Source organism: uncultured Clostridium sp., assembly GCF_934754915.1.
Classification (GTDB): domain Bacteria; phylum Bacillota; class Clostridia; order Clostridiales; family Clostridiaceae; genus Clostridium.
This window is the reverse complement of sequence record NZ_CAKVKB010000001.1, coordinates 29,348-54,900: the sequence shown is the minus strand read 5'-3', so window position 1 is coordinate 54,900 and position 25,553 is coordinate 29,348. Positions and strand designations below refer to the sequence as shown.

The following is a 25,553-nucleotide window of genomic DNA, read 5'->3' as shown; positions in this document are numbered from 1 at the left end:
AGATTAATATAGAAGATAATTGGAGGATATAGAAATGGCTTATAAATTATTAATAATTAATCCAGGTTCAACATCAACCAAAATTGGTGTATATGAAAATGAAAAAGAATTATTTGAAGAAACATTAAGACATACTAACGAAGAATTAAAACAATTCGATACAATTTTTGATCAGTTCCAATTTAGAAAAGATGTTATCCTTAAAGTATTAGGAGAAAAGAATTTTGATATAAAAACTTTAAGTGCTGTTGTTGGTAGAGGTGGAATGCTTAAACCAGTTGAAGGTGGTACTTATGCAGTTAATGATGCCATGGTTGAAGATTTAAAAGTTGGAGTACAAGGACCACATGCTTCTAACTTAGGAGGTATATTAGCTAGATCAATTGCTGATGAAATTGGAGTACCTTCATTCATAGTTGACCCAGTTGTTACTGACGAACTTGCAGATGTTGCAAGATTATCTGGTACACCTGATATTCCAAGAAAGAGTAAATTCCATGCATTAAATCAAAAGGCAGTTGCAAAGAGATATGGTAAGGAATCCGGAAAAGGATATGAAAATTTAAATCTTGTTGTTGTTCACATGGGTGGAGGAGTTTCAGTTGGAGCTCATAATCATGGTAAAGTTGTAGATGTTAACAATGCACTTGATGGAGATGGACCATTCTCACCAGAAAGAGCAGGATCAGTTCCAGCTGGTGATTTAATAAAGATGTGTTTCAGTGGAAAATATAGTGAAGCTGAAGTATACAGCAAAGTAGTAGGTAAAGGTGGATTTGTTGGTTACTTAAACACTAATGATGTTAAAGGAACTATCGATAAAATGGAAGCTGGAGATAAAGAATGTGAAAAGATATATAAAGCATTTTTATATCAAATCACAAAAGCAATTGGAGAAATGTCAGCTGCATTAAATGGTAAAGTAGATCAAATAATATTAACAGGTGGTATTGCATATTCACCAACACTTGTACCAGACTTAAAAGCAAATGTTGAATGGATTGCTCCAGTTACTGTATATCCAGGTGAAGATGAATTATTAGCTTTAGCACAAGGAGCTATAAGGGTTCTTGATGGAGAAGAAAAGGCGAAAGTTTATTAAAAAATATAAAAATCAACTATTTTAAAAATGAGTTGTTGAAATGTAATTAATTATATTTCAATGACTTATTTTTTTATTATGAATTTTAGTCTGTTGAGTGAATGCAAAACATAAAACTACTTGCTATGTGGGTGGTGGGCAAATACTTATATCACTAAAGACTTTATGAGATTAACTATATTAATAAAAAATCTGCAGATAATTTTAATAAATATATATTAAAAATTGTTTTTCTACAAAATAACATATAGTTTGCTAAAAACCTCTAAATATATAACCTTTTATATCTATTTTTTATGGTTATATGTTTTAAAAAATCATGATAAAATGCAATTAATTGTAGAAATAAGAGGATTATGAGTGATTTGTTTGAATATGGAGGTAAATATAATGATTATGAGAAGAAGAAATGCTATTGTATTATTAGCAGCACCAGTATCATATACTCATGATGATGGCGAGAATTGGTATCCATCTAATGGAATACCTTCCAGAGCTAAGATAGCATCAGATAGAGTTAATCCTGATAAATTTTATGCAGTAGTAGAAGAAAGCTGCTATGTAAGTGTAGATGGAGGAGAAAATTTCGAAAAGACAGTAACTGGTCTTCCATTAGGAACAATAGATATAAGTGCTATGCCAGGAGTTGAAGGAGACATATGGTTTGCCTGTGGCGGAATATGGCATTCAACAGATAGTGGAAAAACTTTCAACAAATTAGACAATGTTGATACTGCATCAATTATAGGGTTTGGAAAAGCAGCTCCAGGTTCAGATTATATGAGTCTATATACTAATGCTAAAATAAATGGGATTGGTGGAATATATAGGTCTGATGATAAAGGAAATACATGGATTAGAATTAATGATGATAATCACCAGTATGGAGCAGCAGATTCAACAATAACAGGAGACAAGAGAGTTTACGGAAGATTCTATTTAGGAGGAAATGGAAGAGGAATAATTTGTGGAGAATTGGCAAAGTAAAATAATTTGTAATAAATCTAGACTATTCAAAGATAATTCTTTGAATAGTTTAAATTTTTATAAATTTCCTAATAGTTTTAAAATAAGTATGGATTGACAAAAACAACCGTTATTGCTATACTAAAAACAATAACGAAAACATAAATAATCGTTAAAGATTTTAAAATAAGGTTATTAAATTATTAGTAATTTGCGCTTTATTTTAAGTTTTAAGCAATGACTTTAAAGTTACAGAACCTGTAATTATGTATTATAATTGAAGGCAATGCAAATTTAAAAAAATATTATTTTTTTTTGGGGGTTGTACACAATGAATCAAGCAAGAATTTTTTATCAACAAGATTGTGATTTATCATTATTAAATGGTAAAACAATAGCTGTTATTGGTTACGGAAGCCAAGGACATGCTCATGCATTAAATGCAAAGGAATCAGGCTGTAATGTTATCATTGGTCTATATAAAGGAAGTAAATCATGGGCTAAAGCTGAAGCTCAAGGATTTGAAGTATACACTGCAGCAGAAGCTGCTAAAAAAGCTGATGTAATCATGATTCTTATAAATGATGAATTACAAGCAGCAATGTATAAGAAAGATATCGAACCAAACTTAGAACCAGGTAACATGTTAATGTTTGCTCATGGATTCAACATTCACTTCAATCAAATAATTCCACCTAAAGATGTAGATGTAACTATGATCGCTCCAAAGGGACCAGGACATACTGTAAGAAGCGAATATCAAGCTGGAAAAGGAGTTCCTTGTCTTGTAGCAGTACATCAAGATGCTACTGGTAAGGCTTTACAAATGGCTCTTGCTTATGCAGCAGCAATTGGTGGAGCAAATGCTGGTGTTCTTGAAACAACATTCAGAACTGAAACTGAAACTGATTTATTTGGTGAACAAGCAGTTCTTTGTGGTGGTGTTTGTGCATTAATGCAAGCTGGATTTGAAACATTAGTAGAAGCTGGATATGATCCAAGAAATGCTTACTTCGAATGTATACATGAAATGAAGTTAATAGTAGACCTTATATATCAATCAGGTTTTGCTGGAATGAGATACTCAATTTCTAATACAGCTGAATATGGTGACTACATAACTGGACCAAAACTTATTACTGAAGAAACTAAGAAGACTATGAAGAAGATTCTTAAGGATATCCAAGATGGTACATTTGCAAAAGACTTCTTATTAGACATGTCAGCAGCTGGAGGACAAGCTCACTTCAAAGCAATGAGAAAGTTAGCTTCTGAACATCAATCAGAAAAAGTTGGTGAAGAAATCAGAAAACTTTACAGCTGGAACAATGAAAGTGATAAGTTAATAAACAACTAATTTTAAATTGATAAAATTAAAATGTTATTATAATATAAAGATTAGGACTGTTGTATTTTGCAACAGTCTTTTTCTATTATGCTGGAGGATTGTATGTTTAAAATAGGTGAATTTTCTAAGCTTACTCAGGTGTCAATCAGAATGTTGAGATATTATGATGAAATAGGAATATTTAAACCAGAGAAGGTTAATGAATTTACAGGATACAGAATGTATTCTGCAAAGCAAATACCATTGCTTCAAAAAATTATTTTATTAAGGGATGCTAAATTTTCAATTGCAGAAATAAAGAATATTATAGATAATGATGAGATAGATATTGTTAAGGAGCTTGAAAATAAAAAAATTGAAATTAAAAGGGAAATAGAGTTAGAAAATAAAAGAATTGAAAAAATAGAGAAGACTTTATCTGAATTGAAAAATAATAATTTTAAAATACAATGCAACTTAAATTTTAAGAAGACAGATAAATTTTTAATGTTATCAACTAGAGCTAAGATTCCAACTTATTTTCACGAAGGAGTTTTGTGGGATAAACTTTATGATTTCATAGAGTCAGAAAATATTTCTGTAAGGCAGGATGTTTATAGTAATGTAGCATTATATCATGATATTGAACACAAGGAAAAGAATGTGGATGTTGAAGTAGGAGTGATTGTGAGTGAAATTGGAAAGAATAAAGGGGATTTCATCTATAGAGAAGTTGAAGCTGTGGAAAAAATGGCATATGCAATGGTATATGGGCCATATTCTAATTTGGCAAAAGCATATGAAATGCTTGCATATTATATCGAAAAATATAATGAAAAAATGGCTGATAGACCTTCAAGACAAATATGTCATATAGGAGCTGGTGATAATGTATCGCCGGAAGAATATCTTACAGAAATACAAATTCCATTAATATAATAAATTGTTGACTCTCACATTGTGTTAGGGGTTATTATCATTCTGTAAAAAACATATTCAGGAGGTAATAAATTATGGAATTAAAAGAAATTGGAAGAATAAAAGTTGAAGGAGAAGAAATGTTTCTTCAAATAAATCATGAATATATAGATGGATTAAAACATCTAGATGAATTTTCTCACATTGATGTATTATGGTGGTTTGATAGATGTGACAATCCTAAAGATAGAAAAACTTTAGAGGTAAGCAAGCCTTATAAAAAAGCGCCTGAGAAACTTGGAGTTTTTTGTACAAGATCACCTGAAAGACCAAATCCATTAGCTTTTTCAGTTACTGAAATTACACATATTGATTATGATTTAGGAAAAATATATATTACTTATATTGATGCAATGAATGATAGCATTATTTTAGATTTAAAACCATATACACCAAGTATAGAAAAAGTTGAAAAATTTCAGGTGCCAGATTGGTGTAGCCATTGGCCTCAGACTTATGAAGATTCTGGAAATTTTGACTGGGAAAATGAATTTTTATTTTAACTTATAATTTTAGTTCATATAATAAGATTGGTATATTATAATATCAGCCTTATTATACTTTAATATTAATATATATTTTAAATAATAAAGTTTATTATAGATTGTCAGTTAAATATTACGAATTGGAATATACATGAATAGAAATAAGATAAATAATCCGATTTAATTATTATATAAAATATTTGAAATATATTTACAATTTTAGGTTTAAATAGTATAATTATTAAAAAAATAAATATATTGGCACTAAGGCAGTACCATTGATAAAAATTTATCAGATATAAATTTTTATTAGTGGTATTTTTATTTTTTAGGGGGGATTATACTATGAATTTAAAAATGAAATACTTGTTAAATAAGAAAATATCTAAAACTTCAATGAGAACTTTTGAAGGAATATCTAATGGAAGAAAAAAAGCATTAGATAACTGGTTTTGTGATAAATGGGCTCAAGTAGATAATATCAAAGATTCACTATTATCATTAGAGGATAATGAAGACATTGTAAATAAATATTTAGCTGGATTAGTCAAAGAATATGAAGAGTTTTGTGAAATATTTATATTAGATAGTGATGGAAAAGTGGTATTGTCATCATGCATAACTCATATAGGTTTAGATATGAGTTATCTTCCTAATTTTAAGGCTGGAAAGGAAGGCCGGCAATTAATGTATGGACCATATATTGATGAGAATACTTTAGATACAGATATAAAGGGAAAAAAATTTTTTGATGAAGTCACTCTTATGTTTTCGAATGTGTGTAAAAATCATCAAGGTGAATTGAGAATATTATGTTGCAGAGTATTAAATGATGATATGAGTAATGTAATTCAGGATGAAGATAGTCATATATATAAAAATTCAGGAGATAATTATTTGTTCATGGTTAAATCTAATAGAGGCATAGAACCAGGAACAGCTATATCAAGAAGTCGTTTTGAAGATGATACCTTTACATTTGGAGAAAATCTTAAAGATGGTGTAAATACAAAAAAATGGGGTAAAGTTAAAATTAAAAAACATACTGAATTTGAAATCATATTTAAAGATCCAGCAACAAATTCACTACATCAAGGTGTTGCTAATACTATAAAAAATGGTGAAAATTTAGACTGCTGGCCAGGTTATCCCGATTACAGACATATAATGGTTGGAGGAAAGGGTACATTAATCACACCACCTCATTGTGATGAAGTTTGGGGTATGATGTGTGAAGGAGATATTGATGAAATTTATGATTTTAAAGGTATAAGTCTAAAAATTCCGGGATACATATCAATATTATGCGCTGTTTTACTTGGTGGAACAGAAATTGTAAGAAGTATAATGCCTGATATAAGTATAGCTGTATCAATTATTGATTGGCTCATAATATCAACTGCATCCATAATAATTTGCAATAAATATGTTAAGAATCCTTTAATCAAGACACTTGATATATTACAAGATATAGCTGAGGGTGAAGGAAATCTTACTAAAAGAGTAAGCAAGATGTCAAATGATGAAATTGGAGAATTATCAAGATGGTTTAATAAGTTTATAAATAATCAAATGACAATGTTAATAAGAATAAAAAAATCATTTAAGACAAATAAGAATTCAGTAGGTATTGTATCTGAAATAACCAATGAAGTTAAAGAAGGTATGGCGAATATTGAGGGTACAGTAGTGAGTCTTCTTGAAAATTCAAAGGAACAGAATTCTGTATTTCAGAAAACTAGAGATAAATTTTCACATATAACTGCGTCAATTCAGGAAATGAACAGTTTGATATTAGAGATATCATCTGTTATTCAGGATACAAATGATAATTCTATAAATGCTAATAAATCATCTGATGATGTATTAAAGAATATGAAGGATTTAAATGTTGTAATAAAGAAAACAGTGTCTGCTATTGAAGATTTACAAAGGAATTCTAAAGAAATTACAAATGTTATAAATATGATCAATGATATTAGTGAGCAGACACAGCTGTTAGCATTAAATGCAAGTATAGAAGCTGCAAAAGCTGGAGAAGAAGGTAAAGGATTTTCAGTTGTTGCACAGGAAATTTCAAAATTAGCAACTGAAAGTCAGCAAGCTACAAAATCTGTTGATGCTGTTATAAATTCTATTCAGAGACATACAGAATCTGCATTTGAATATGCAGAAGAAATAAACTCTAAAGTTGATATTTCAATGAAAAAGGTATCTCAATCTATGGAATTATTTAATGTAGTTAATGAAGACGTGAATCTTATATCTGAATCTATGAAATCAATAACAAAGATTACAGAAAATCAAAATAATGATGTCAGTGAAGTTATGAATAATGTAAGTGCTATGGCAGATAAGATTAATAAAACTACAGAAAATAACTCAAATATGAGTGAAGAATCCTTAAATATAGTCAAAGGAATTCTTTTAGAGATTAGACAATTAAAGAATGCAACTAATGCATTGGAGTATTCTTCTGAAAATATGGATGAAATGGTAAGTTCATTTAAGCTTTCATAATTATTATTAGATGCTATATATATGAAAATATGCAATATATTAGTAAACTAATTACAATTGTGCTATAATTAGTTTAAATTATAACGTGAAAGGGAAGTGAAAGCGTGAAAATTTTTACGTATTCATTCCAAGAACCGTTTAGCTTCTGTACATCTATAAAATTAATATTATGCAGAGGAGAGTGTGTTATAATGAATAGATTAAAGAAATCAGTTATGACAAGTTGGAAAGATTATAAGTATAGCATTGAATAGATAAATCTAAATATTTAATATCACGATATTCAAAAATAAAAAGTGAATATTGTGATATTTTTTTGTGACATTTATTTACATGAATTTAAGTAGTAAGTATAAAAATATATGAAAGTTGGAGGAATTTTGATGACAAATATACTAGTAGTTGAAGATGATAAAGAAATTAATAATTTATTATGTGAATCATTAAAAAATGAAATGTACAATACAATTCAGGCATATGATGGAAAAGAGGCGCTTTCTAAATATGATGAAAATATAAATTTAGTAATTTTAGATTTAATGATACCATATGTTGATGGAATAGAAGTTCTAAGACAGATAAGAGAAAAAAGCAAAATTCCTGTAATTATATTGTCAGCTAAAGATGATGAATGTGACAGAGTTGTAGGACTTAGTATGGGAGCTGATGATTATATGGTCAAGCCATTTTTCATAAAAGAATTAATTGCAAGAGTAAAAGCTCAATTAAGACGATATAATGATTATAATAATACTTCTGATAATTATGAAGATGTTTTTATTTATGGTGATTTAAAAGTTGATAGTAGAAATTATAAAGCATATAAAAACAATATTGAATTGAATCTAAGGCCAAAAGAATTTGATATATTAAAGCTTTTTTTATCTAATCCAAATAGAGTGTTTACAAAAGAGCAGATATTTCAAAGTGTATGGAAGGATGAATTTATAAGTGATGATAATACTGTAATGGTACATATCAAAAGACTTAGAAATAAAATTGAAGATAATGATAGTGCGCCTAGATATATTAAAACTGTCTGGGGAATAGGATACAGACTTGGAGATTAATATGGACATAATAAATTGTATATTATTAATTTTAATTATTATACTTATATGCTTTTTATATTCATTAAGAAGAAAAATTAAATATATGTGTCTGGTTCTTGATGATGTGATAAATGGGAATTTAAATCAAAGGATAAGATTTCAAAATAAAATAGGATTTTTAAATGAATTAACATTGAAAATAAATGGGATAATAGAAAAATTTCAAGTAGTAAACAAAGAAAATATATATCATGAAGAATCACAAAAAAGAATGATATCAAATATATCTCATGATTTAAGAACTCCATTAACATCTATGCTTGGATATATGGAACTTATTTTTGAAAGAGATAATTTAGATCAAACTAAGAAAAAAGAGTATTTAAAGATTATATATGACAAAGGGAATTTTCTTTATGACTTAATGGAAGAATTTTTTCAGGTTTCAAAACTGGATTCAAATGATATAAATTTAAATTTTAAGAATATTAATTTATCAGAAATTATAAGACAAAATATAATTTCCTTTTTTTCAGAAATACAAAAATTAAATATTGAGCCTGAGATAAATATTGGAGAAAAGGATATTTATCTATTATGTGATGAAAAAATAATGAATAGAATTTTGAATAATTTAATTAACAATTCATTAAAGCATGGAACAGGGGCAAGTAAAATAGGTATTAACTTATCTAGTGATTCAATGTATGTATATATAGAAGTTTGGGATAATGGAAGTGGAATTGCAGCTGATGATATTAATCACATATTTGACAGATTGTATACGGCTGAGAAATCTAGAAGTGCAGCAATGAAAAGCAGTGGACTTGGATTAACTATAGTAAAAAAATTAGTAGAAAGTCTTGAAGGAAGCATTGTGGTGAAAAGTACTCCATTTAAAAAGACTTCATTTTTAATAAAACTACCAAATCATTATTATTAATAGATAAAGTTAAGAAATATGTAAGATATGGTTAAATTTATTGTAAAGACTATGAGGTATATTTAAATCATAGTCTTTTTGTGATGTATTAATAAAGATTAGAATGAAATAAAAGGAGATTTAAAATATGGATAATATTTTAAAAACATATAATCTTACAAAACAATTTAAGAATTTTTGCGCAGTTCAGGATTTGAATATGAATATAAAATGTGGAGAGATATATGGATTTCTTGGTGAAAATGGAGCAGGAAAGACCACTACAATAAGGATGATAATGGGACTTGTAAAGAGTACAAAAGGTGAAATTGAGATTTTTGGACAAAAATATTCAGAAAAGAATAGAGATTTATTAAAAAGAATAGGAAGCATGATTGAATATCCAGGATTTTATCCTAATTTAACAGCAGGTGAAAATTTAGAAATACATAGAAGAATGATGGGAGTACAGGATAAGGAAAGTGTTATAAACGCATTAAAAATTACAGGAATAGATGATGTAAAGAATAAAAAAGTGAAGGAATTTTCTCTTGGAATGAAGCAGAGACTTGGCATATCAAGAGCAATTCTTCATCATCCTGAATTTTTAATTTTGGATGAGCCCACTAATGGACTTGATCCAAGAGGAATTAAAGAAATAAGAGAACTTATTCTTGATTTAAATAAAAGTCAAGGAATTACATTTTTAATATCAACGCATATATTAAGTGAAGTTCAACAAATTGCAACTAAAGTTGGGATAATAAATAAGGGTATCATGCTTGAAGAAATTGATTATGATGAACTTAAAAAAAGGAATAGACAGTATATAAATTTGAAAGTAAATGACGACAGAAAAGCATCAATTATTTTAGAAGAAAAGTTGAATATAAAAGATTATGAAGTACACGAAAAAAATAACATTAGAATTTATGAAAATCTTAATTATATTTCAGAAGTGAATAGGATTATGGTTTCAAACAATATTGAAGTTAAGGAAATATGTTTAAATGCAGATAGTCTGGAGGATTATTTTTTAAAACTTATAGGAAAAGAAAAAAGCCGTGGATTTAAAATATCATAAAGAGGAGATAAAAAGATGATAAATATAATATATTCAGAGCTTTTAAAATTAAGGAAATCATATTTGGCTGCTTTAATTTTATTAGGAGGAATATTTATTCCAGGAATGATGCTGGCAGCAGGAATAATTGATAATGGTTATGAAGCTATAAATAAAGATTCATGCCTTAATCTTATTGCAAATACAAATATATTCCAGCTTCAGTTTTTAAATATAATTATGTTTTCAATAGTTGCTGGATATGTTTTTTCAAGAGAATATACAAACAAAACATTAAATTCACTGTATTCATATCCAATAAGTAAATTTAAAATAGTTTTAGGAAAATTTATTACAATCTTAATGTTGATTATGATAGTATACACAATTAATTTTTTTAGTATATTTGCTGTGATTGTAATATTATCTCATGGTTTATCTGTAATAGATATTATGTATGTTCAGTTGAAGATGACGGTAATATCTTTGGGTTTGCAGGTAATATTGATTCCATTACCAGCTCTAATAGGATGCATAAGTAAAAATATTATTTTCCCAACAGTATATGGCGTTATTGGAGCAATAGCATCTATGTTTATGAGCATTGGTGGAATTTATATGCAGTTTTGTCCGTTTTCAATACCTGCATTACCATTTTATTATTTTTATAAGGGAGATCCAATTGATTACATAGCAGTATTGTTGTGTGCTTTAGGTATATTTATTATATCAGTTTCAGCATTTATTTTTTATTTAAAAAAATATGATATTAATTAAGAAAGGAGATAAAAAAGTGCTTAGTGTAATATATTCTGAAATATTAAAATTAAAGAAATCTAATATATTATTTTTAATATTTATTGGTGGATTAACTATGCCTTTAATTTTAGATATAGCAATTGTAATATTATCACAAAAAAATAGAACTTTTGAAAGTTATGTATATAATACAGAAGGCTTAAGTCATATGTTTATGTATGGAATATTGTTTTCAATTATATCTGGGTATATTTTTGCACGAGAGTATGGAGATAAAACAGCTAATTCTCTATATTCATATTCATGTGATAGAACAAAAATATTTATGGGAAAATTGATAGTCATATATTTTATTATGTTTATAACTTGTTGTATTCAATGTATTACAGTATATCTAGGGTATTATAAGTTATTTGGAAGTTTAGATAGTAACTTAATACTAAAAGATTTAAAAGTAAATGTAAAAGCGTTGTTATTTCAGATGGCTTTAGTACCCATACCAATTTTTTTAGTTAATTTAAAAAAGAATATTATTTTTCCAATTATATATGGAGTTTTTTCTTTATGTATTCAAGTAATAACAAGTGGAAGTAATTCGATATATGTTAAATATAATCCATTATTAGGTTCTTTGTATATATTTGAAAATACCTATAATAAGGGGAATAACAATATTGGTTCTATTGCTGTGGTTTCAATTTTTGTATTTATTGTATTTATGGCAGCTGCATTTTATGGGCATAAAAAAATGGATATAAGCTAGGTTATTTTCATAATAAAATTATAGTCAGTAAATTAGATAGATTAACTAAATCAAATTGAAAGGATTATATCATGAAGAGGGCAGTAAGAATAAATATATTATTAATTATAATATGTATGATATTAAATATTGTTGGATGTGGAACTCAGTATTTAGGAGGAAGCAGAGATGAAAAGTGGCAGAAAGATTTAAGTTATTTGCAAAAAGCTTTGCCGAAGAAACATGTGGATTTATTTTTTAATATGAGTGAAGATGATTTTAATGGGCAGATAGATGAATTAAAGAATAATGTTAGTAAATTAAATGATGAAGAGGTTGTTGCAGGAATTTATAAAATAGTAGCAGATGTTAGTGATGCTCATACTAAAGCTTATAGAAATTATGAAAAAAGATATCCTTTGCAGTTTTATTATTTCAATAACGATATATACTTGATAAACACTACTGAAGAGTATAGTGAGGCAATGAATTGTAGATTGAAAAAAATAAATGGGATAGATATTTATAAGGTTGAAGAATTATTAACACCGTTGATAGCAAAAGAAAATGAATGGAACATAAAAAAGATGCTTCCTTCACTTTTGATGAGGCCAGATATCTTAAAAGGTGTAAATATATCAAATAACGCAGAAGACTCTGTATTTACTTTTGAAAATTTTAATAATGAAGAATTTGACATTAAAATTAACTCAGTTGATTTGAGCAGTGAAGATAATAGCGTTAGTTGGATTGTTACTGATAATGGTGATGAAACAATTCCATTGTATAGGCAGAATAGTGAAATGAGTTATTGGTATAAGTATATAGAAGAAAAAGAGACTTTATATTTTAAATATAATTCATGCACAAATGATGAAGATTGTGGAAATATAGAAGATATAATTGAACAGATACTTGAATTTATAGATGAAAACAATGTTGATAAGCTTGTAATTGATATGAGAAATAATTCAGGAGGAAGTGATGGATATTTAAATCCATTTATAGATGGGCTTAAAGAAAGAAATATAAATACTTCTAATAGACTGTTTGTAGTAATAGGTCGCCAGACATTTTCAGCAGCTATAATAGATGCATGTTTGCTTAAGGAAGGGACAAATGCTTTTTTTATTGGAGAACCTACAAGTGGAAAGCCTAATCATTATGGACAAGTAAGCCATTTTAAACTTCCAAATTCAAGGATTGATATAGCATATTCAACTAAACGTTGTACTTTATTCAGTGATGAAGGTGATGCTTTCATACCAGATAAAGAAATTGATATATCTATAGATGATTATATAAACAAGGAAGACCCTATTATGAATTATATTTTAAATAATTAGTTATTCTAATTCAAATTACAGCAGACATAATTGCCTGCTGTAATTTTTTGCTTAAAATAGAGTGTTTATATTATATAATATGCAATGAGTTCTGTTTTAGGAATAAATATGAAAAATAAAGACAGATATGACAGCAGTGAGACTGAAGAAATAAATATAAATGGAAAGACTATATTGAGTGTTAAATCTAAATATAATATTGATGAATCAGAAAAAGAACAAAGTGATTCATTTTATTATTGGAACGAAAATGGAGTTTATTATTGTGCAACTATATCTAATACAGATGGATATCATGATGAAATAGCAGAAGAATTTATAAATTCTAAAAATATAGATTAGAAGGGAATATATTTATATTTTGAATTGATATGAAATTGGCTAAACTGAGTAATATTAAGTTTATTTGGTTTAGCCTTTTATTTTTAAGTCAATAATATTATGAAAAAGAGTATGTTAAAATAATTTTATAATATCAATATAAAGTAAGGCAATAAGCATTAAAAAGGAGCTAACAATGAGAAGTTCAATAAATTTTACTAATAAACTAAATAAGATAGCTGAAATGGAAAATGATTCAGTATTTCAAATATTAGAATATGATAGTTTGGAGGGTGCTACAGATGTAGAAACTGCATTAGGATTAAATATAATAAGAAAAAGTGGTATAAAGCTAAAGCAGATTAGAATAGTGCTGGATGACAGTAGTGTAATACTTGAACCAGGCGTTTTGAGTTATATGAAGGGTAATATAAAAATAAATAATAAAACTGGAGGAGTATTTGGACTGGGTAAAAAGTTATTATCAAGTAAGCTTACAGGAGAAACAGTATTTAAACCTACATATAGTGGAAATGGAGAGATATTTTTAGAGCCTTCATTTAGCAATTTTGCATTGATTGAACTTGAAGACGATGAAATAATAGTAGATGATGGAACATTTTTTGCATGTGAAAGTAGCGTAGAAGTCGGCATGTCTATGAATAAGAATATTTCAGCAGCTATCTTTGGAGATGAAGGATTATGTCAGACTAAAATAAGCGGAAGTGGTATAGTGGTATTAGAAATTCCAGTGCCTGAAAGCGAAATATTTAAATGTGTATTAATTAATGATACATTAAAGGTTGATGGAAATTTTGCAATTTTAAGAACTGGAAATATAGAGTTTACTGTTGAAAAATCTTCAAAATCAATAACTAGTTCTTTTACTAATGGAGAAGGTTTTGTTAATGTATACAGAGGATCAGGGGAAGTATGGCTTATACCAACAAAAAATGTGTATTCTGATTTAAGATTAAAAGGTTTTGATGAAATGAGAAAAACTGAGCAGGATGTTGATATAAAAGAAGAGTAGTTTAAACAATATTGTTATATTAGACTTATACTAATAATAAAAGTAATTAGTAATAAACTGTGCATTGTTAATTATAACTTAATACATTAGTATTTTTAGAATTAAATCTAAGATATTAATGTATTTTTATTTTAAATTTATCACTACAGTAGATTAAAGTTGTAAAGTAGAATAATGATAGTTATAATTGAATAAAAGAGAATGAATAATAAGAGGTGATAAGGATGAGTTCGTTGGAATCAAAAATAAAGAGCAAAGAACTAGATTTATTCTTTAAGGCAATATTAAAACTTGATGATATAGAAGAATGTTATAAATTTTTTGAAGATGTAGCAACTATAAACGAAGTAAAAGCATTGGCACAAAGGTTGCATGTAGCTACTCTTTTAAACAAAAAAAAGACTTATTCTGAAATAGCAGAAATAACAGGTGCAAGTACAGCAACAATAAGCAGAGTAAATAGATGCTTAAATTACGGAAGTGACGGATATAATATAGTTTTAAATAAGTTACAAAATGAAATGAATGAGATCGATTAAGATTTATATACATATTTTGATTGTAAATTTTTTAGAAAAAGATTATACTATGTAAAGGTGAATTTTTGTAGAAATTAGAAAAAAACAATATCTTAAAATGAATGACTAAAATAGTATAGTATTATAACAAACATTAAATATATAAATCATCTTTATTCAAAAATAAAACTTATTGAAAACTACAATTGGTTATTGATATTTTTGATCTTGGAATCCTGTTAATTGTAGTATTTAGAGATGATAACAGAATGAAAAAAGTGAGGTAAAATTATGGGTAGAATGTTTGGAACTGATGGAGTAAGAGGAGTTGCAAATACAGAGTTAACAGCACAAATTGCATATAATCTTGGAAGAGCTGGAGCATATGTATTAACAGAAGGAGCTCATAAACCTAAAATATTAGTTGCAAAAGATACAAGAATATCAGGAGATATGTTAGAATCTGCATTGATAGCAGGTATATTATCAGTTGGAGCAGAAGCAGTAGTATTAGGAGTTGTACCAACACCAGCAGTTGCATATTTAACAAGAAAATATGGAGCTGATGCAGGTGTCATGATTTCTGCATCACATAATCCAGTTGAATATAATGGAATAAAATTTTTTAATGACAAGGGATATAAATTATCTGATGAATTAGAAGATGAGATTCAAAGAGTTATTGAAAGCGATTTTGAAGGAGTTCCAAGTCCTACAGGAACAGAGATAGGAAAGAGAACAGTTGAAGTATCAGCTTTAGATGATTATATAGAATTTGCAAAAGAAACTATTCCTTATACATTAAAGGGATTAAAAATAGCACTTGATTGTGCAAATGGTGCATCTTATAAATCTTCAGTAAAAGCATTTAGAGAATTAGGTGCAGATGTATTTGTAATAAATGATAATCCAGATGGAACAAATATAAATGAAAATTGTGGTTCAACACATCCTGAAGAACTAATGGAATATGTAGTTAAAAAGGGCTGTGATTTAGGATTTGCATTTGATGGCGATGCAGATAGATGTTTAGCTGTTGATGAAAAGGGAAATCTTATTAACGGAGATTTTATATTAATATTGTGTGCTAAGTATCTTAAGGAAATTGGAAAACTTAAAGAAGATACGTTAGTAGTAACAGTAATGAGTAATCTTGGATTAGATATTGCAGCAAAAAGAGAAGGTATTAATGTTGTAAAGACAGGCGTTGGAGATAGATACGTTCTTGAAGAAATGGTTAAAGAAAACTATGTATTAGGTGGAGAACAATCTGGCCATGTTATATTCTTAGACTGTAATACAACAGGTGATGGTTTAGTTACTGCGCTTCAAATTGCATCAATAGTTAAAAAGAAAGAACAAAAATTATCAGAACTATGTTCTATAATGAAAGAACTTCCTCAGGTTTTAGCTAATGCAACAATACCAAATGAAAAGAAAAATCTATATTTAACTGATGAAGAAATTCAAAGTGAAATTAAGAAAATTGAAGAAACATTAAATGGTGTTGGAAGAGTGTTTATAAGACCTTCTGGAACTGAACCATTAGTAAGAGTAATGCTTGAAGGTGAAAATCAAGAAGAGATAGATAGAATGGCTCAAGGATTGGCTGATTTAATCCAAAGAAAATATGCTTAATTCTAAGTATAAATAGTTAGAAATATTTTTATTAATATAAATATTAAACACACTTTGTGTATATGATAATTATTATATATATATATATAAAGTGTGTTTTTTATTAATAATTTTAAATTAGTGTATAACAATTTGGTTAGCAGGGGATATATAAATTTGATGAAAACAACATATGGGAGGTGACATTTTATTTATGTATAAGGAAACATACAATGAATTTTTACTGGTACTACCTAATGGAGATTGTATAGGATTTAATGATATAGAATCTGCAAAGTCTTATATAAATAGATTTTATGAAGATTTAATCAAAGAAAAAATTCATGAAGAAGGCGACAATGATATAACTGAAAACAGTGCAGGAAGTGATGCGAGAATTAATATATGCACAGATTATGGTGTAGAAAATGGAAATTTTCAATTATATAGTATAGATGATGTTATAGATAAAGTGAATGAAAGCACTATTTTTGAAGAAGAAAAAAGTTATATTATTGAAAATTTATATGAAGCTGAAATTGATTTTAATATGTATGATAATAATTTGGATGAACTAATGTCAGATATAGAACCAATCGAAATTATGGAGAGTTATGGAGAAATGGATTGATTATAATAATCTATTTTAAATTCAAAAATGAAAGTAAAAATAACAATAATATGTCAAATGCATAAAGAATATACTGATAAAATATTAAAATAATATTGGTTTTGCTGATAAAGTGTTAAAAAAATATTTGACAAACTAAAGTAAAAAATAAGAATGGTAAAAAATATAATATAATGTTGACAATGGTAAAACAGAAGAGTAAAATTTAGTACAACAGGAAAATTGAATATGTCCTTAAAGTTTGTAAATGCTGAGAAGGAGACATTTATTTAGCAGAATAAGTTTAAGAGAGTCGATGGGTGGTGTAAATCGATACTTTAGCTTTTTAATTATCACTCCTGAGCAGAATCCAGAAAGAGAGTTTTCTTAAGTAAAAGATATCCGGTGTGCATCCGTTATATGCAAGGGTTTGTTAGAACCTAGTGATATTATAAGGCGGAATATTATCCCACCTCTTATGATTCATATCATTAAGGGTGGATTTTTTTAACTATTTTTAAGGGGGATAGGCAATGGAAAAGCATGTATTATCTGTTTTGGTAAAAAATTCATCAGGAGTTTTAAGCCGAGTAAGCGGTTTATTTTCTAGAAGAGGATATAATATCGACAGTCTTACTGTTGGAAGTACAGAAGATCCTCTTGTTTCAAGAATGACAATTACACTTAGAGCTGATGATGATGTACTTGAACAGGTAAAAAAGCAATTAGATAAGCTGGAAGATGTAATAAGAGTTGTAAATTTTAAAGCTAATGAATCTGTATATAGAGAGTTAGTTTTAATTAAGGTAAGAGCAAATGCTGAAAATAGGTCAGCAATAAATGAAACTGTAAAAATATTCAGAAGTAAGATAATTGATATTTCAACTGATACTTTAACAATTGAATTGACTGGGGACGAAGATAAAATATCAGCATTGATTAACTTAATGAAAGAATACGGAATAGAAGAAGTTGCAAGAACTGGGGTTACAGCACTTCAAAGAGGAGAACAGACTATAAAGAATACATTGTAAAGATAAAATTTTAATGTATAAGCAATAATCAATATTTAAAAGAGGGCACTTTAGATAAATAAAGCAATGGCAAAAAGTAATTATAATATACATAGGGGATTAAATAAACATATAGGGGATATATTAAATAATCGAATAGAAGTATTTTGGTCTACATTAAAAAATAGTGTGCAAGCTGATTGAACAGCATATTGGTAGAATTGATAGACAAATAAAATATAATATTGAAAGAAAGATAAAGGCATATTTTGAGGAGATGATTAGAAAATGGGTATGACAATGACACAAAAGATTTTAGCTGCTCATGCAGGATTAGAATCTGTAAAAGCTGGACAATTAATTGAGGCTAATCTTGATTTAGTATTAGGAAATGATATAACTACTCCAGTAGCAGTAAATGAATTTAAGAAATTTGGAAAGGATAAAGTTTTCAGCAAAAGCAAAATTGCTATAGTTCCAGATCACTTCACTCCTAACAAAGATATAAAGGCGGCTGAACAAGTAAAATACATAAGAGAATTTGCAAACAAGATGGAAATAGAAAACTTTTTTGAAGTTGGAGAAATGGGAATAGAACACTGCTTAGTGCCAGAAAAGGGACTAGCTGTAGCTGGTGATGTTGTGATAGGTGCTGATTCTCATACTTGTACTTATGGAGCACTTGGTGCTTTCTCAACAGGTATTGGTTCAACTGATATGGCAGCTGGTATGGCAACAGGTAAATGTTGGTTTAAAGTTCCATCAGCATTAAAATTTGTTCTTAAAAATAAGCCAGCAAAATGGGTAAGTGGTAAGGATATCATATTACACATAATTGGAATGATTGGTGTTGATGGTGCATTATATAAATCAATGGAATTTGTAGGAGATGGATTACAATACCTTTCTATGGATGATAGATTTACAATGGCTAACATGGCTATTGAAGCAGGTGGAAAGAATGGAATATTCCCTGTAGATGATAAGACAGTAGAATATTTAAAAGAACACGCAACAAGAGAATGGAAGAAATATGAGGCTGATGAAGATGCTGAATATGATGAAGTTTATGAAATAGATTTAAGTACTTTAAGACCAACTGTTTCATTCCCTCATTTACCAGATAATACAAGAACTATTGACAATACTGGTGAAGTAAAAATCGATCAGGTTGTTATAGGATCATGTACTAATGGAAGAATTTCAGATTTAAGAGTTGCAAGAGATGTTCTTAAAGGTAAAAAAGTTGATAAATCAGTAAGATGTATCGTTATTCCTGGAACTCAAAAAGTTTATCTTCAAGCAATAGAAGAAGGAATAATTAAGGACTTAATTGAAGCTGGAGCAGCAGTATCTACTCCAACATGTGGACCTTGTCTTGGAGGACATATGGGAATATTGGCTAAGGGCGAGAGATGTGTATCAACAACAAACAGAAACTTTGTAGGAAGAATGGGTCATGTTGAATCAGAAGTTTATCTTGCAAGTCCAGCAGTTGCAGCAGCATCTGCAATAACAGGAAAGATAACTGATCCAGAATTAGTGTAGGAGGTATTTAGTAATGAGCGTAAAAGGTAGAGTATTCAAATATGGAGATAATGTAGATACAGATGTAATAATTCCAGCAAGATATTTAAATACATCAGATCCTAAAGAACTTGCTGCACATTGTATGGAAGATATAGATATTGAATTTGTAAAGAAAGTTCAGCCAGGAGATATAATTGTTGCAAATAAAAATTTTGGATGTGGTTCTTCAAGAGAACATGCTCCTTTAGCAATTAAAACAGCAGGTGTAAGCTGTGTTATTGCATCAACATTTGCAAGAATATTTTATAGAAATTCAATAAACATTGGTTTGCCAATCTTAGAATGTGATGAAGCTGTTAAAAATATTGATGCTGGTGATGAATTAGAAGTAGATTTTAAAACTGGATTAATAAAAAACCTTACTAAGAATCAACAATATCAAGGTGAAGGTTTTCCAGAATTCATGCAAAAAATCATTGATAATGATGGATTAATCGGATATATAAGAAACAACAAATAGTATAAGAAAAGTATTTACAGTTAAATTGGAGGTTAAAATAATGAAATGTAATGTAGCAGTAGTACCAGGAGATGGAATTGGTCCAGATATAGTTGCAGAAGCAGTAAAAGTATTAAAAACAATTGGTGATAAATTTGGACATAGATTTGAATATGAATATGCAATTGCAGGTGGATGTTCAATTGATAAGACAGGAGAAGCACTTCCAAAAGAAACATTAGAAATATGTAAAAAAAATGACGCAGTATTACTTGGAGCAGTTGGTGGACCTAAGTGGGATAATCCAGATGCAAAAGTAAGACCTGAACAGGCTTTATTAGGATTAAGAGCTGGATTAAATCTTTATTGTAATTTGAGACCAGCAACATTGTATGCACCATTAAAGAATGCATCACCACTTAAAGACAGTATTGTTGGTAATGGTATAGATATTGCTATTGTAAGAGAATTAACAGGCGGTATTTATTTTGGTGAAAGAGGAAAAGAAATAGTTGATGGTGTAGAATCAGCTTATGATACTGAAAGATATAATGTAACTGAAATAACAAGAATTTTAAAAATAGCTTTTGAAACAGCAATGAAAAGAAACAAAAAATTAACTTGTGTTGACAAAGCAAATGTACTTGAAAGTTCAAGACTTTGGAGAAAAGTTATTGGTGAAATGTCTAAAGACTATCCAGAAGTTTCAGTAAATTATATGTACATTGATAATGCATCAATGCAAATAGTTAAAGATCCAACTCAATTTGATGTAATTGTTACTACAAATATGTTTGGAGATATTTTATCAGATGAAGCAAGTATGGTCACAGGTTCAATTGGAATGTTACCATCAGCATCACTTGGTGATGGTACTTTAGGTATGTATGAACCTATTCATGGTAGTGCTCCTGATATTGCTGGAATGGGAATTGCAAATCCATTAGCAACAATATTATCAGCAGCTATGATGCTTAGATACAGTTTCAATTTAGAAGAAGAAGCTAAGTCTATAGAAAAGGCTGTATTAGCAGTTCTTGAAGATGGATACAGAACTAGTGATATAATGAGTGAAGGTAAGACTAAAGTTGGAACAACTGAAATGGGAGACCTTGTTTGTAAAAAAATTATTGAAGGGAAGTAAGAACTTATGAAAAGTGATGTAATAAAAAAAGGGCCTGGCAAGGCAGCTCAAAGATCTCTTCTTAGAGCTTTAGGATTGACTGACGAAGAAATAAACAGACCAATAATTGGTGTTGTATCAGCTCAAAGTGATATAATTCCAGGTCATATGAATCTTGATAAAATAACTGAAGCTGTTAAAAAAGGTGTAACACTTGCAGGAGGTACTCCACTTGTAGTTCCAGCTATCGGAGTATGTGATGGAATAGCTATGGGACATGAAGGAATGAAGTACTCTCTAGTAACAAGAGAACTTATAGCAGATTCAATTGAATGCTTAGCAAAAGCACATGCGTTTGATGCTTTAGTTTTAATTCCTAACTGTGATAAGATTGTTCCTGGTATGGTAATGGCTTCATTGAGAGTTAATATACCATCAGTAGTTGTAAGTGGTGGGCCAATGCTTGCAGGAACTCATAAGGGAAAAGCTATCTCGCTTTCAACAATGTTTGAAGCAGTAGGTTCTTATGAAAATGGATTAATTGATGAACAAGAATTATGTGATATAGAAAAATGCGCATGCCCAACATGTGGATCATGTTCAGGTATGTTTACAGCAAATTCAATGAACTGCTTATGTGAAGTTTTAGGATTAGCATTACCTGGAAATGGAACTATTCCAGCAGTTTATTCTGAAAGAATAAGACTTGCAAAACAAGCTGGTATGGCAGTAATGAATCTTCTTGAAAAAGATATCAAACCAAGAGATATAGTAAATGAAAAGAGTATAATGAATGCACTTAGAGCAGATATGGCTCTTGGATGCTCAACTAATAGTGTTCTTCATATTACAGCAATAGCTAATGAGGCAAAAGTTGATATGAATTTAGATATAATTAATGAATTATCAGCTAAGACACCAGATCTTTGTAAATTAGCTCCAGCATCTGATGTTCATATTGAAAGATTATATGCAGCAGGTGGAATTCAAGCTGTATTAAGCGAATTAAGTAAGAAGGTAGAGCTTAATTTAGATTGTATTACAGCTACTGGAAAGACATTAGGAGAAAATATAAAGGGTGCATCTGTTAAAGATTATGAAGTAATAAGACCAATAGATAATCCATATAGTGAAACAGGTGGAATTGCAATACTTAGAGGTAATCTAGCACCAGATGGAGCAGTTGTTAAGAGAGCTGCTGTATTACCTCAAATGTTAGTGCATGAAGGTCCTGCAAAAGTTTTTGATTCTGAAGAAGAAGCAAATGCAGCAATATTTGATAAAAAGATAAAAGCTGGAGATGTTATTGTAATAAGATATGAAGGTCCAAAAGGTGGTCCTGGTATGAGAGAAATGCTTCAGGCAACAGCAGCAATTGCTGGAATGAAGTTAGATGATTCAGTAGCATTAATTACTGATGGAAGATTTAGTGGAGCTACAAGAGGAGCATCTATAGGACATGTTTCTCCAGAAGCAGCAGCAGGTGGTCCAATTGGATTATTAAGAGATGGAGATATTATTTCAATCGATATAAACAATAACAAGCTTGAAGTAAAATTAAGTGACGAGGAATTAGCTGAAAGAAGAAAGAACTTCAAACCACTTGAACCAAAGGTTAAAGAAGGTTATTTATCAAGATATGCAAAACTTGTAAGTTCTGCATCTGAAGGAGCAATTCTTAAATAATTAATATTTACAGATTAAAAATAGACAATGAATAATAAGTAATATTTCTACAGAATTTTAGGAATGATATTTTCTATTCCTAAAATTTCGTAGAAAATATTTTTATATATTCATTAAATAGTTGAATAAAAGTGATGAATTAAGATCATTTTATGAGCAAAGGAGTGAATAAAATGTTATTGACGGGGGCTGAAATTTTAATAAAGTCTTTAATTGATGAAAATGTCGAGACTATATTTGGATATCCAGGTGGAGCTGTACTTAATATTTATGATGAAATTTATAAATATAGAGATCAGCTTCATCACGTTTTAACTTGTCATGAACAAAATGCGGCTCATGCAGCAGATGGGTATGCAAGAGCAACAGGAAAAGTAGGTGTATGTATTGCAACATCAGGACCAGGGGCAACTAATCTTGTAACAGGTATTGCAACAGCATATATGGATTCTGTACCTATAGTGGCTATAACAGGTAATGTTACAACTCCTCTTTTAGGAAAAGATAGTTTCCAGGAAGTAGATATAAAAGGAATAACTATGCCTATAACAAAACATAATTATATTGTAAGAGATGTAAGTGAACTTCAGGATGTAATAAAAGAAGCATTTTACATTGCACAATCTGGAAGACCAGGTCCAGTACTTATAGATATTCCAAAGGATGTTACTGCAAATAAGGCAGAGTATGTCAAAATTGTTCCAAAAGAAATTGTGAGAAGTTCAGATAAAATTAAGGATTCTGACATTGAGGAAGTTGTTAAATTAATTAATGAATCTGAAAGACCATTTATTTATGCAGGTGGAGGAGTAGGAATATCAGGAGCTACTGAAGAACTTATAGAATTCTCTAAAAAAATTTCTTCACCAGTTTCAACTTCATTAATGGCTAAATCTGAATTTCCTAATGATAATGAATTATATACTGGCATGATTGGAATGCATGGAACAAAAGCATCTAATATTGCAGCGACTAAATGTGATTTATTAATAGCTTTAGGTGCAAGATTCAGTGACAGAGTTGTAGGAAAGCAAGATCATATAAGAAATGCTAAAATAATTCATATAGATGTGGATCCAGCAGAAGTAAATAAAAATATAAAAGTTGATGCATCTATTATTGGAGATTTAAAAGTTGTGTTAGAAAAGCTAATACCTTTAGTTGAGAGTAAGAAAAATCAAGAATGGCTTGATAAAATAAATGCATTAAAGGTAGATGAAAAAATTGATTATAGCTGTACAAACCCTGAATTATTATTTAAAGTATTAAATGATTTGAATACAAAGGAAAACTTTGTTATTTCAACAGAAGTTGGACAACATCAAATGTGGGCAGCGCAGTATTTTAAATTCAAAAATCATAGAACTTTCATAACTTCAGGTGGTCTTGGAACAATGGGATATGGTCTTGGAGCAGCAATAGGAGCACAAGTTGGAAGACCAGACAGACAAGTTATTAATATTGCTGGAGATGGAAGTTTTGGAATGAATTGTAATGAGTTTGTTACAGCAGTTAAAAATAAGCTTCCAATGATTGAAATTGTAATGAATAATAATTGTCTTGGAATGGTTAGACAATGGCAGACTTTATTTTATGGAGAAAGATATTCTGAAACAACTTTAGACAGACCAACTGACTATGTAAAATTGGCAGAGGCATTTGGAGGAAAAGGTTTTAGAATAACTAAACCTGATGAAGTTGAGAAAGTCATAAAAGAAGCATTAGAATATTCTGATGGTCCAGTGTTAATTGATTATGTGATAGATACAGACAAAAAGGTATTTCCAATGGTAGCACCAGGTGCACCTATTGATCAGATAATGACAGAATAATATCTATTTTAATTGATAATTAGGATTTGAAAAGTTTAATATATATGTTTTAACTATATATGTATTGTTAAAACATATATTATGATAGCATGAAGAAAATCGCAGGCAGTTAGTGACCTGCGATTTTTTGTTGTATAGACAGTGGATTAGTAAAATTTTGTGATAAAATATAATTGATTTTTTTAGAGTTAATAAGAAATATTTTTATGAAAGTAGGATTTTTTATGAATTATGTATATATAGTTGAATGTTCAGATGGTACATTTTACACAGGATGGACAAATGATTTGGAAAGAAGAATAAAACAACATTCAAGTGGTAAGGGAGCAAAATATACAAGAGCAAGAAGACCGGTTAAATTAGTATACTATGAAAAATTTGATGAAAAACGAGAGGCTATGAAGAGAGAATATGAAATAAAAACTTATTCAAGAAAAGAAAAGATTAATTTGATTAAAAACGCAAATGATTGCATAAAATAATTGAAAATAATTGAAAAATATGAAAAC

Annotated in this window: 25 protein-coding genes; all 25 read left to right on the top strand. The window is 28.9% G+C overall.

Features of this window, described 5'->3' with window-relative positions; all coding sequences use genetic code 11:
- Window positions 1–34: 34 nt before the first annotated feature.
- The 25 genes from buk to Q0F58_RS00105 all read left to right on the top strand — a co-directional run bounded on the left by buk (window position 35) and on the right by Q0F58_RS00105 (window position 25,526).
- On the top strand, window positions 35–1,102 hold the full coding sequence (gene buk / locus Q0F58_RS00225; protein WP_294370897.1) for a butyrate kinase: 1,068 nt from the start codon (window positions 35–37) through the stop codon (window positions 1,100–1,102).
- Between the two features lie 390 nt (window positions 1,103–1,492).
- Window positions 1,493–2,089, top strand: coding sequence for a hypothetical protein (locus Q0F58_RS00220; RefSeq protein WP_294370895.1), 597 nt, complete (start codon window positions 1,493–1,495; stop codon window positions 2,087–2,089).
- A 310-nt stretch (window positions 2,090–2,399) separates the two neighbouring features.
- Window positions 2,400–3,425: a ketol-acid reductoisomerase gene (gene ilvC / locus Q0F58_RS00215; RefSeq protein ID WP_294370893.1), complete on the top strand. Its 1,026-nt coding sequence runs from the start codon at window positions 2,400–2,402 to the stop codon at window positions 3,423–3,425.
- 93 nt (window positions 3,426–3,518) lie between these two features.
- Window positions 3,519–4,334: a MerR family transcriptional regulator gene (locus tag Q0F58_RS00210; RefSeq protein WP_294370890.1), complete on the top strand. Its 816-nt coding sequence runs from the start codon at window positions 3,519–3,521 to the stop codon at window positions 4,332–4,334.
- 74 nt (window positions 4,335–4,408) lie between these two features.
- Entirely contained in the window at window positions 4,409–4,876 is a 468-nt protein-coding gene (tsaA, locus tag Q0F58_RS00205; protein WP_294370888.1) for a tRNA (N6-threonylcarbamoyladenosine(37)-N6)-methyltransferase TrmO, read from the top strand.
- Window positions 4,877–5,203: 327 nt separating this feature from the next.
- Window positions 5,204–7,378 carry a methyl-accepting chemotaxis protein gene (locus Q0F58_RS00200; protein ID WP_294370886.1) on the top strand — a complete coding sequence of 725 codons (2,175 nt, stop codon included), beginning with the start codon at window positions 5,204–5,206 and terminating at the stop codon, window positions 7,376–7,378.
- Window positions 7,379–7,482: 104 nt separating this feature from the next.
- Window positions 7,483–7,632 (top strand): hypothetical protein, encoded by a 150-nt coding sequence (locus Q0F58_RS00195; RefSeq protein WP_294370885.1) that lies wholly within the window; start codon window positions 7,483–7,485, stop codon window positions 7,630–7,632.
- Window positions 7,633–7,761: 129 nt separating this feature from the next.
- Complete coding sequence (locus tag Q0F58_RS00190; RefSeq protein WP_294370882.1) at window positions 7,762–8,448, top strand: response regulator transcription factor; 687 nt, start codon at window positions 7,762–7,764, stop codon at window positions 8,446–8,448.
- 1 nt (window position 8,449) lies between these two features.
- Window positions 8,450–9,373 (top strand): sensor histidine kinase KdpD, encoded by a 924-nt coding sequence (locus Q0F58_RS00185; RefSeq protein ID WP_294370880.1) that lies wholly within the window; start codon window positions 8,450–8,452, stop codon window positions 9,371–9,373.
- A 127-nt stretch (window positions 9,374–9,500) separates the two neighbouring features.
- Complete coding sequence (locus Q0F58_RS00180) at window positions 9,501–10,436, top strand: ABC transporter ATP-binding protein (RefSeq protein ID WP_294370878.1); 936 nt, start codon at window positions 9,501–9,503, stop codon at window positions 10,434–10,436.
- Window positions 10,437–10,451: 15 nt separating this feature from the next.
- Window positions 10,452–11,192 carry an ABC transporter permease gene (locus tag Q0F58_RS00175; RefSeq protein WP_294370876.1) on the top strand — a complete coding sequence of 247 codons (741 nt, stop codon included), beginning with the start codon at window positions 10,452–10,454 and terminating at the stop codon, window positions 11,190–11,192.
- A 16-nt stretch (window positions 11,193–11,208) separates the two neighbouring features.
- Complete coding sequence (locus Q0F58_RS00170) at window positions 11,209–11,937, top strand: ABC transporter permease (protein ID WP_294370875.1); 729 nt, start codon at window positions 11,209–11,211, stop codon at window positions 11,935–11,937.
- A 71-nt stretch (window positions 11,938–12,008) separates the two neighbouring features.
- Window positions 12,009–13,262: a S41 family peptidase gene (locus Q0F58_RS00165; RefSeq protein WP_294370874.1), complete on the top strand. Its 1,254-nt coding sequence runs from the start codon at window positions 12,009–12,011 to the stop codon at window positions 13,260–13,262.
- A gap of 108 nt (window positions 13,263–13,370) precedes the next feature.
- A complete protein-coding gene (locus Q0F58_RS00160) occupies window positions 13,371–13,604 on the top strand; it encodes a hypothetical protein (RefSeq protein WP_294370872.1) in 234 nt (77 codons plus the stop codon).
- 175 nt (window positions 13,605–13,779) lie between these two features.
- A complete protein-coding gene (locus Q0F58_RS00155; protein WP_294370871.1) occupies window positions 13,780–14,616 on the top strand; it encodes an AIM24 family protein in 837 nt (278 codons plus the stop codon).
- 224 nt (window positions 14,617–14,840) lie between these two features.
- On the top strand, window positions 14,841–15,155 hold the full coding sequence (locus tag Q0F58_RS00150) for a YerC/YecD family TrpR-related protein (protein WP_294370868.1): 315 nt from the start codon (window positions 14,841–14,843) through the stop codon (window positions 15,153–15,155).
- A 270-nt stretch (window positions 15,156–15,425) separates the two neighbouring features.
- Entirely contained in the window at window positions 15,426–16,772 is a 1,347-nt protein-coding gene (glmM, locus tag Q0F58_RS00145) for a phosphoglucosamine mutase (protein WP_294370865.1), read from the top strand.
- Window positions 16,773–16,965: 193 nt separating this feature from the next.
- The gene (locus Q0F58_RS00140) at window positions 16,966–17,382 is read left to right on the top strand and encodes a hypothetical protein (RefSeq protein WP_294370863.1); all 417 of its coding nucleotides are present in this window, start codon (window positions 16,966–16,968) and stop codon (window positions 17,380–17,382) included.
- 512 nt (window positions 17,383–17,894) lie between these two features.
- Window positions 17,895–18,395: an acetolactate synthase small subunit gene (gene ilvN / locus Q0F58_RS00135; RefSeq protein WP_294370861.1), complete on the top strand. Its 501-nt coding sequence runs from the start codon at window positions 17,895–17,897 to the stop codon at window positions 18,393–18,395.
- A 267-nt stretch (window positions 18,396–18,662) separates the two neighbouring features.
- A complete protein-coding gene (gene leuC / locus Q0F58_RS00130) occupies window positions 18,663–19,922 on the top strand; it encodes a 3-isopropylmalate dehydratase large subunit (RefSeq protein ID WP_294370860.1) in 1,260 nt (419 codons plus the stop codon).
- Between the two features lie 13 nt (window positions 19,923–19,935).
- The gene (gene leuD, locus Q0F58_RS00125; protein ID WP_294370857.1) at window positions 19,936–20,424 is read left to right on the top strand and encodes a 3-isopropylmalate dehydratase small subunit; all 489 of its coding nucleotides are present in this window, start codon (window positions 19,936–19,938) and stop codon (window positions 20,422–20,424) included.
- Window positions 20,425–20,464: 40 nt separating this feature from the next.
- Window positions 20,465–21,547, top strand: coding sequence for a 3-isopropylmalate dehydrogenase (gene leuB, locus Q0F58_RS00120; protein WP_294370855.1), 1,083 nt, complete (start codon window positions 20,465–20,467; stop codon window positions 21,545–21,547).
- 6 nt (window positions 21,548–21,553) lie between these two features.
- Window positions 21,554–23,212 (top strand): dihydroxy-acid dehydratase, encoded by a 1,659-nt coding sequence (ilvD, locus tag Q0F58_RS00115; RefSeq protein WP_294370853.1) that lies wholly within the window; start codon window positions 21,554–21,556, stop codon window positions 23,210–23,212.
- Window positions 23,213–23,385: 173 nt separating this feature from the next.
- Window positions 23,386–25,044, top strand: a complete 1,659-nt coding sequence (gene ilvB / locus Q0F58_RS00110) for a biosynthetic-type acetolactate synthase large subunit (RefSeq protein WP_294370851.1) — start codon at window positions 23,386–23,388, stop codon at window positions 25,042–25,044.
- A gap of 224 nt (window positions 25,045–25,268) precedes the next feature.
- A complete protein-coding gene (locus Q0F58_RS00105) occupies window positions 25,269–25,526 on the top strand; it encodes a GIY-YIG nuclease family protein (protein ID WP_294370850.1) in 258 nt (85 codons plus the stop codon).
- Window positions 25,527–25,553 lie beyond the last annotated feature (27 nt).

What these genes read in the sequence shown, in the direction of transcription:
- buk (WP_294370897.1), top strand. Translation starts at nt 35, where the DNA reads ATGGCTTATAAATTATTAATAATTAATCCAGGTTCAACATCAACCAAA.
- Q0F58_RS00220 (WP_294370895.1), top strand. Translation starts at nt 1,493, where the DNA reads ATGATTATGAGAAGAAGAAATGCTATTGTATTATTAGCAGCACCAGTA.
- ilvC (WP_294370893.1), top strand. Translation starts at nt 2,400, where the DNA reads ATGAATCAAGCAAGAATTTTTTATCAACAAGATTGTGATTTATCATTA.
- Q0F58_RS00210 (WP_294370890.1), top strand. Translation starts at nt 3,519, where the DNA reads ATGTTTAAAATAGGTGAATTTTCTAAGCTTACTCAGGTGTCAATCAGA.
- tsaA (WP_294370888.1), top strand. Translation starts at nt 4,409, where the DNA reads ATGGAATTAAAAGAAATTGGAAGAATAAAAGTTGAAGGAGAAGAAATG.
- Q0F58_RS00200 (WP_294370886.1), top strand. Translation starts at nt 5,204, where the DNA reads ATGAATTTAAAAATGAAATACTTGTTAAATAAGAAAATATCTAAAACT.
- Q0F58_RS00190 (WP_294370882.1), top strand. Translation starts at nt 7,762, where the DNA reads ATGACAAATATACTAGTAGTTGAAGATGATAAAGAAATTAATAATTTA.
- Q0F58_RS00185 (WP_294370880.1), top strand. Translation starts at nt 8,450, where the DNA reads ATGGACATAATAAATTGTATATTATTAATTTTAATTATTATACTTATA.
- Q0F58_RS00180 (WP_294370878.1), top strand. Translation starts at nt 9,501, where the DNA reads ATGGATAATATTTTAAAAACATATAATCTTACAAAACAATTTAAGAAT.
- Q0F58_RS00175 (WP_294370876.1), top strand. Translation starts at nt 10,452, where the DNA reads ATGATAAATATAATATATTCAGAGCTTTTAAAATTAAGGAAATCATAT.
- Q0F58_RS00165 (WP_294370874.1), top strand. Translation starts at nt 12,009, where the DNA reads ATGAAGAGGGCAGTAAGAATAAATATATTATTAATTATAATATGTATG.
- Q0F58_RS00160 (WP_294370872.1), top strand. Translation starts at nt 13,371, where the DNA reads ATGAAAAATAAAGACAGATATGACAGCAGTGAGACTGAAGAAATAAAT.
- Q0F58_RS00155 (WP_294370871.1), top strand. Translation starts at nt 13,780, where the DNA reads ATGAGAAGTTCAATAAATTTTACTAATAAACTAAATAAGATAGCTGAA.
- Q0F58_RS00150 (WP_294370868.1), top strand. Translation starts at nt 14,841, where the DNA reads ATGAGTTCGTTGGAATCAAAAATAAAGAGCAAAGAACTAGATTTATTC.
- glmM (WP_294370865.1), top strand. Translation starts at nt 15,426, where the DNA reads ATGGGTAGAATGTTTGGAACTGATGGAGTAAGAGGAGTTGCAAATACA.
- Q0F58_RS00140 (WP_294370863.1), top strand. Translation starts at nt 16,966, where the DNA reads ATGTATAAGGAAACATACAATGAATTTTTACTGGTACTACCTAATGGA.
- ilvN (WP_294370861.1), top strand. Translation starts at nt 17,895, where the DNA reads ATGGAAAAGCATGTATTATCTGTTTTGGTAAAAAATTCATCAGGAGTT.
- leuC (WP_294370860.1), top strand. Translation starts at nt 18,663, where the DNA reads ATGGGTATGACAATGACACAAAAGATTTTAGCTGCTCATGCAGGATTA.
- leuD (WP_294370857.1), top strand. Translation starts at nt 19,936, where the DNA reads ATGAGCGTAAAAGGTAGAGTATTCAAATATGGAGATAATGTAGATACA.
- leuB (WP_294370855.1), top strand. Translation starts at nt 20,465, where the DNA reads ATGAAATGTAATGTAGCAGTAGTACCAGGAGATGGAATTGGTCCAGAT.
- ilvD (WP_294370853.1), top strand. Translation starts at nt 21,554, where the DNA reads ATGAAAAGTGATGTAATAAAAAAAGGGCCTGGCAAGGCAGCTCAAAGA.
- ilvB (WP_294370851.1), top strand. Translation starts at nt 23,386, where the DNA reads ATGTTATTGACGGGGGCTGAAATTTTAATAAAGTCTTTAATTGATGAA.
- Q0F58_RS00105 (WP_294370850.1), top strand. Translation starts at nt 25,269, where the DNA reads ATGAATTATGTATATATAGTTGAATGTTCAGATGGTACATTTTACACA.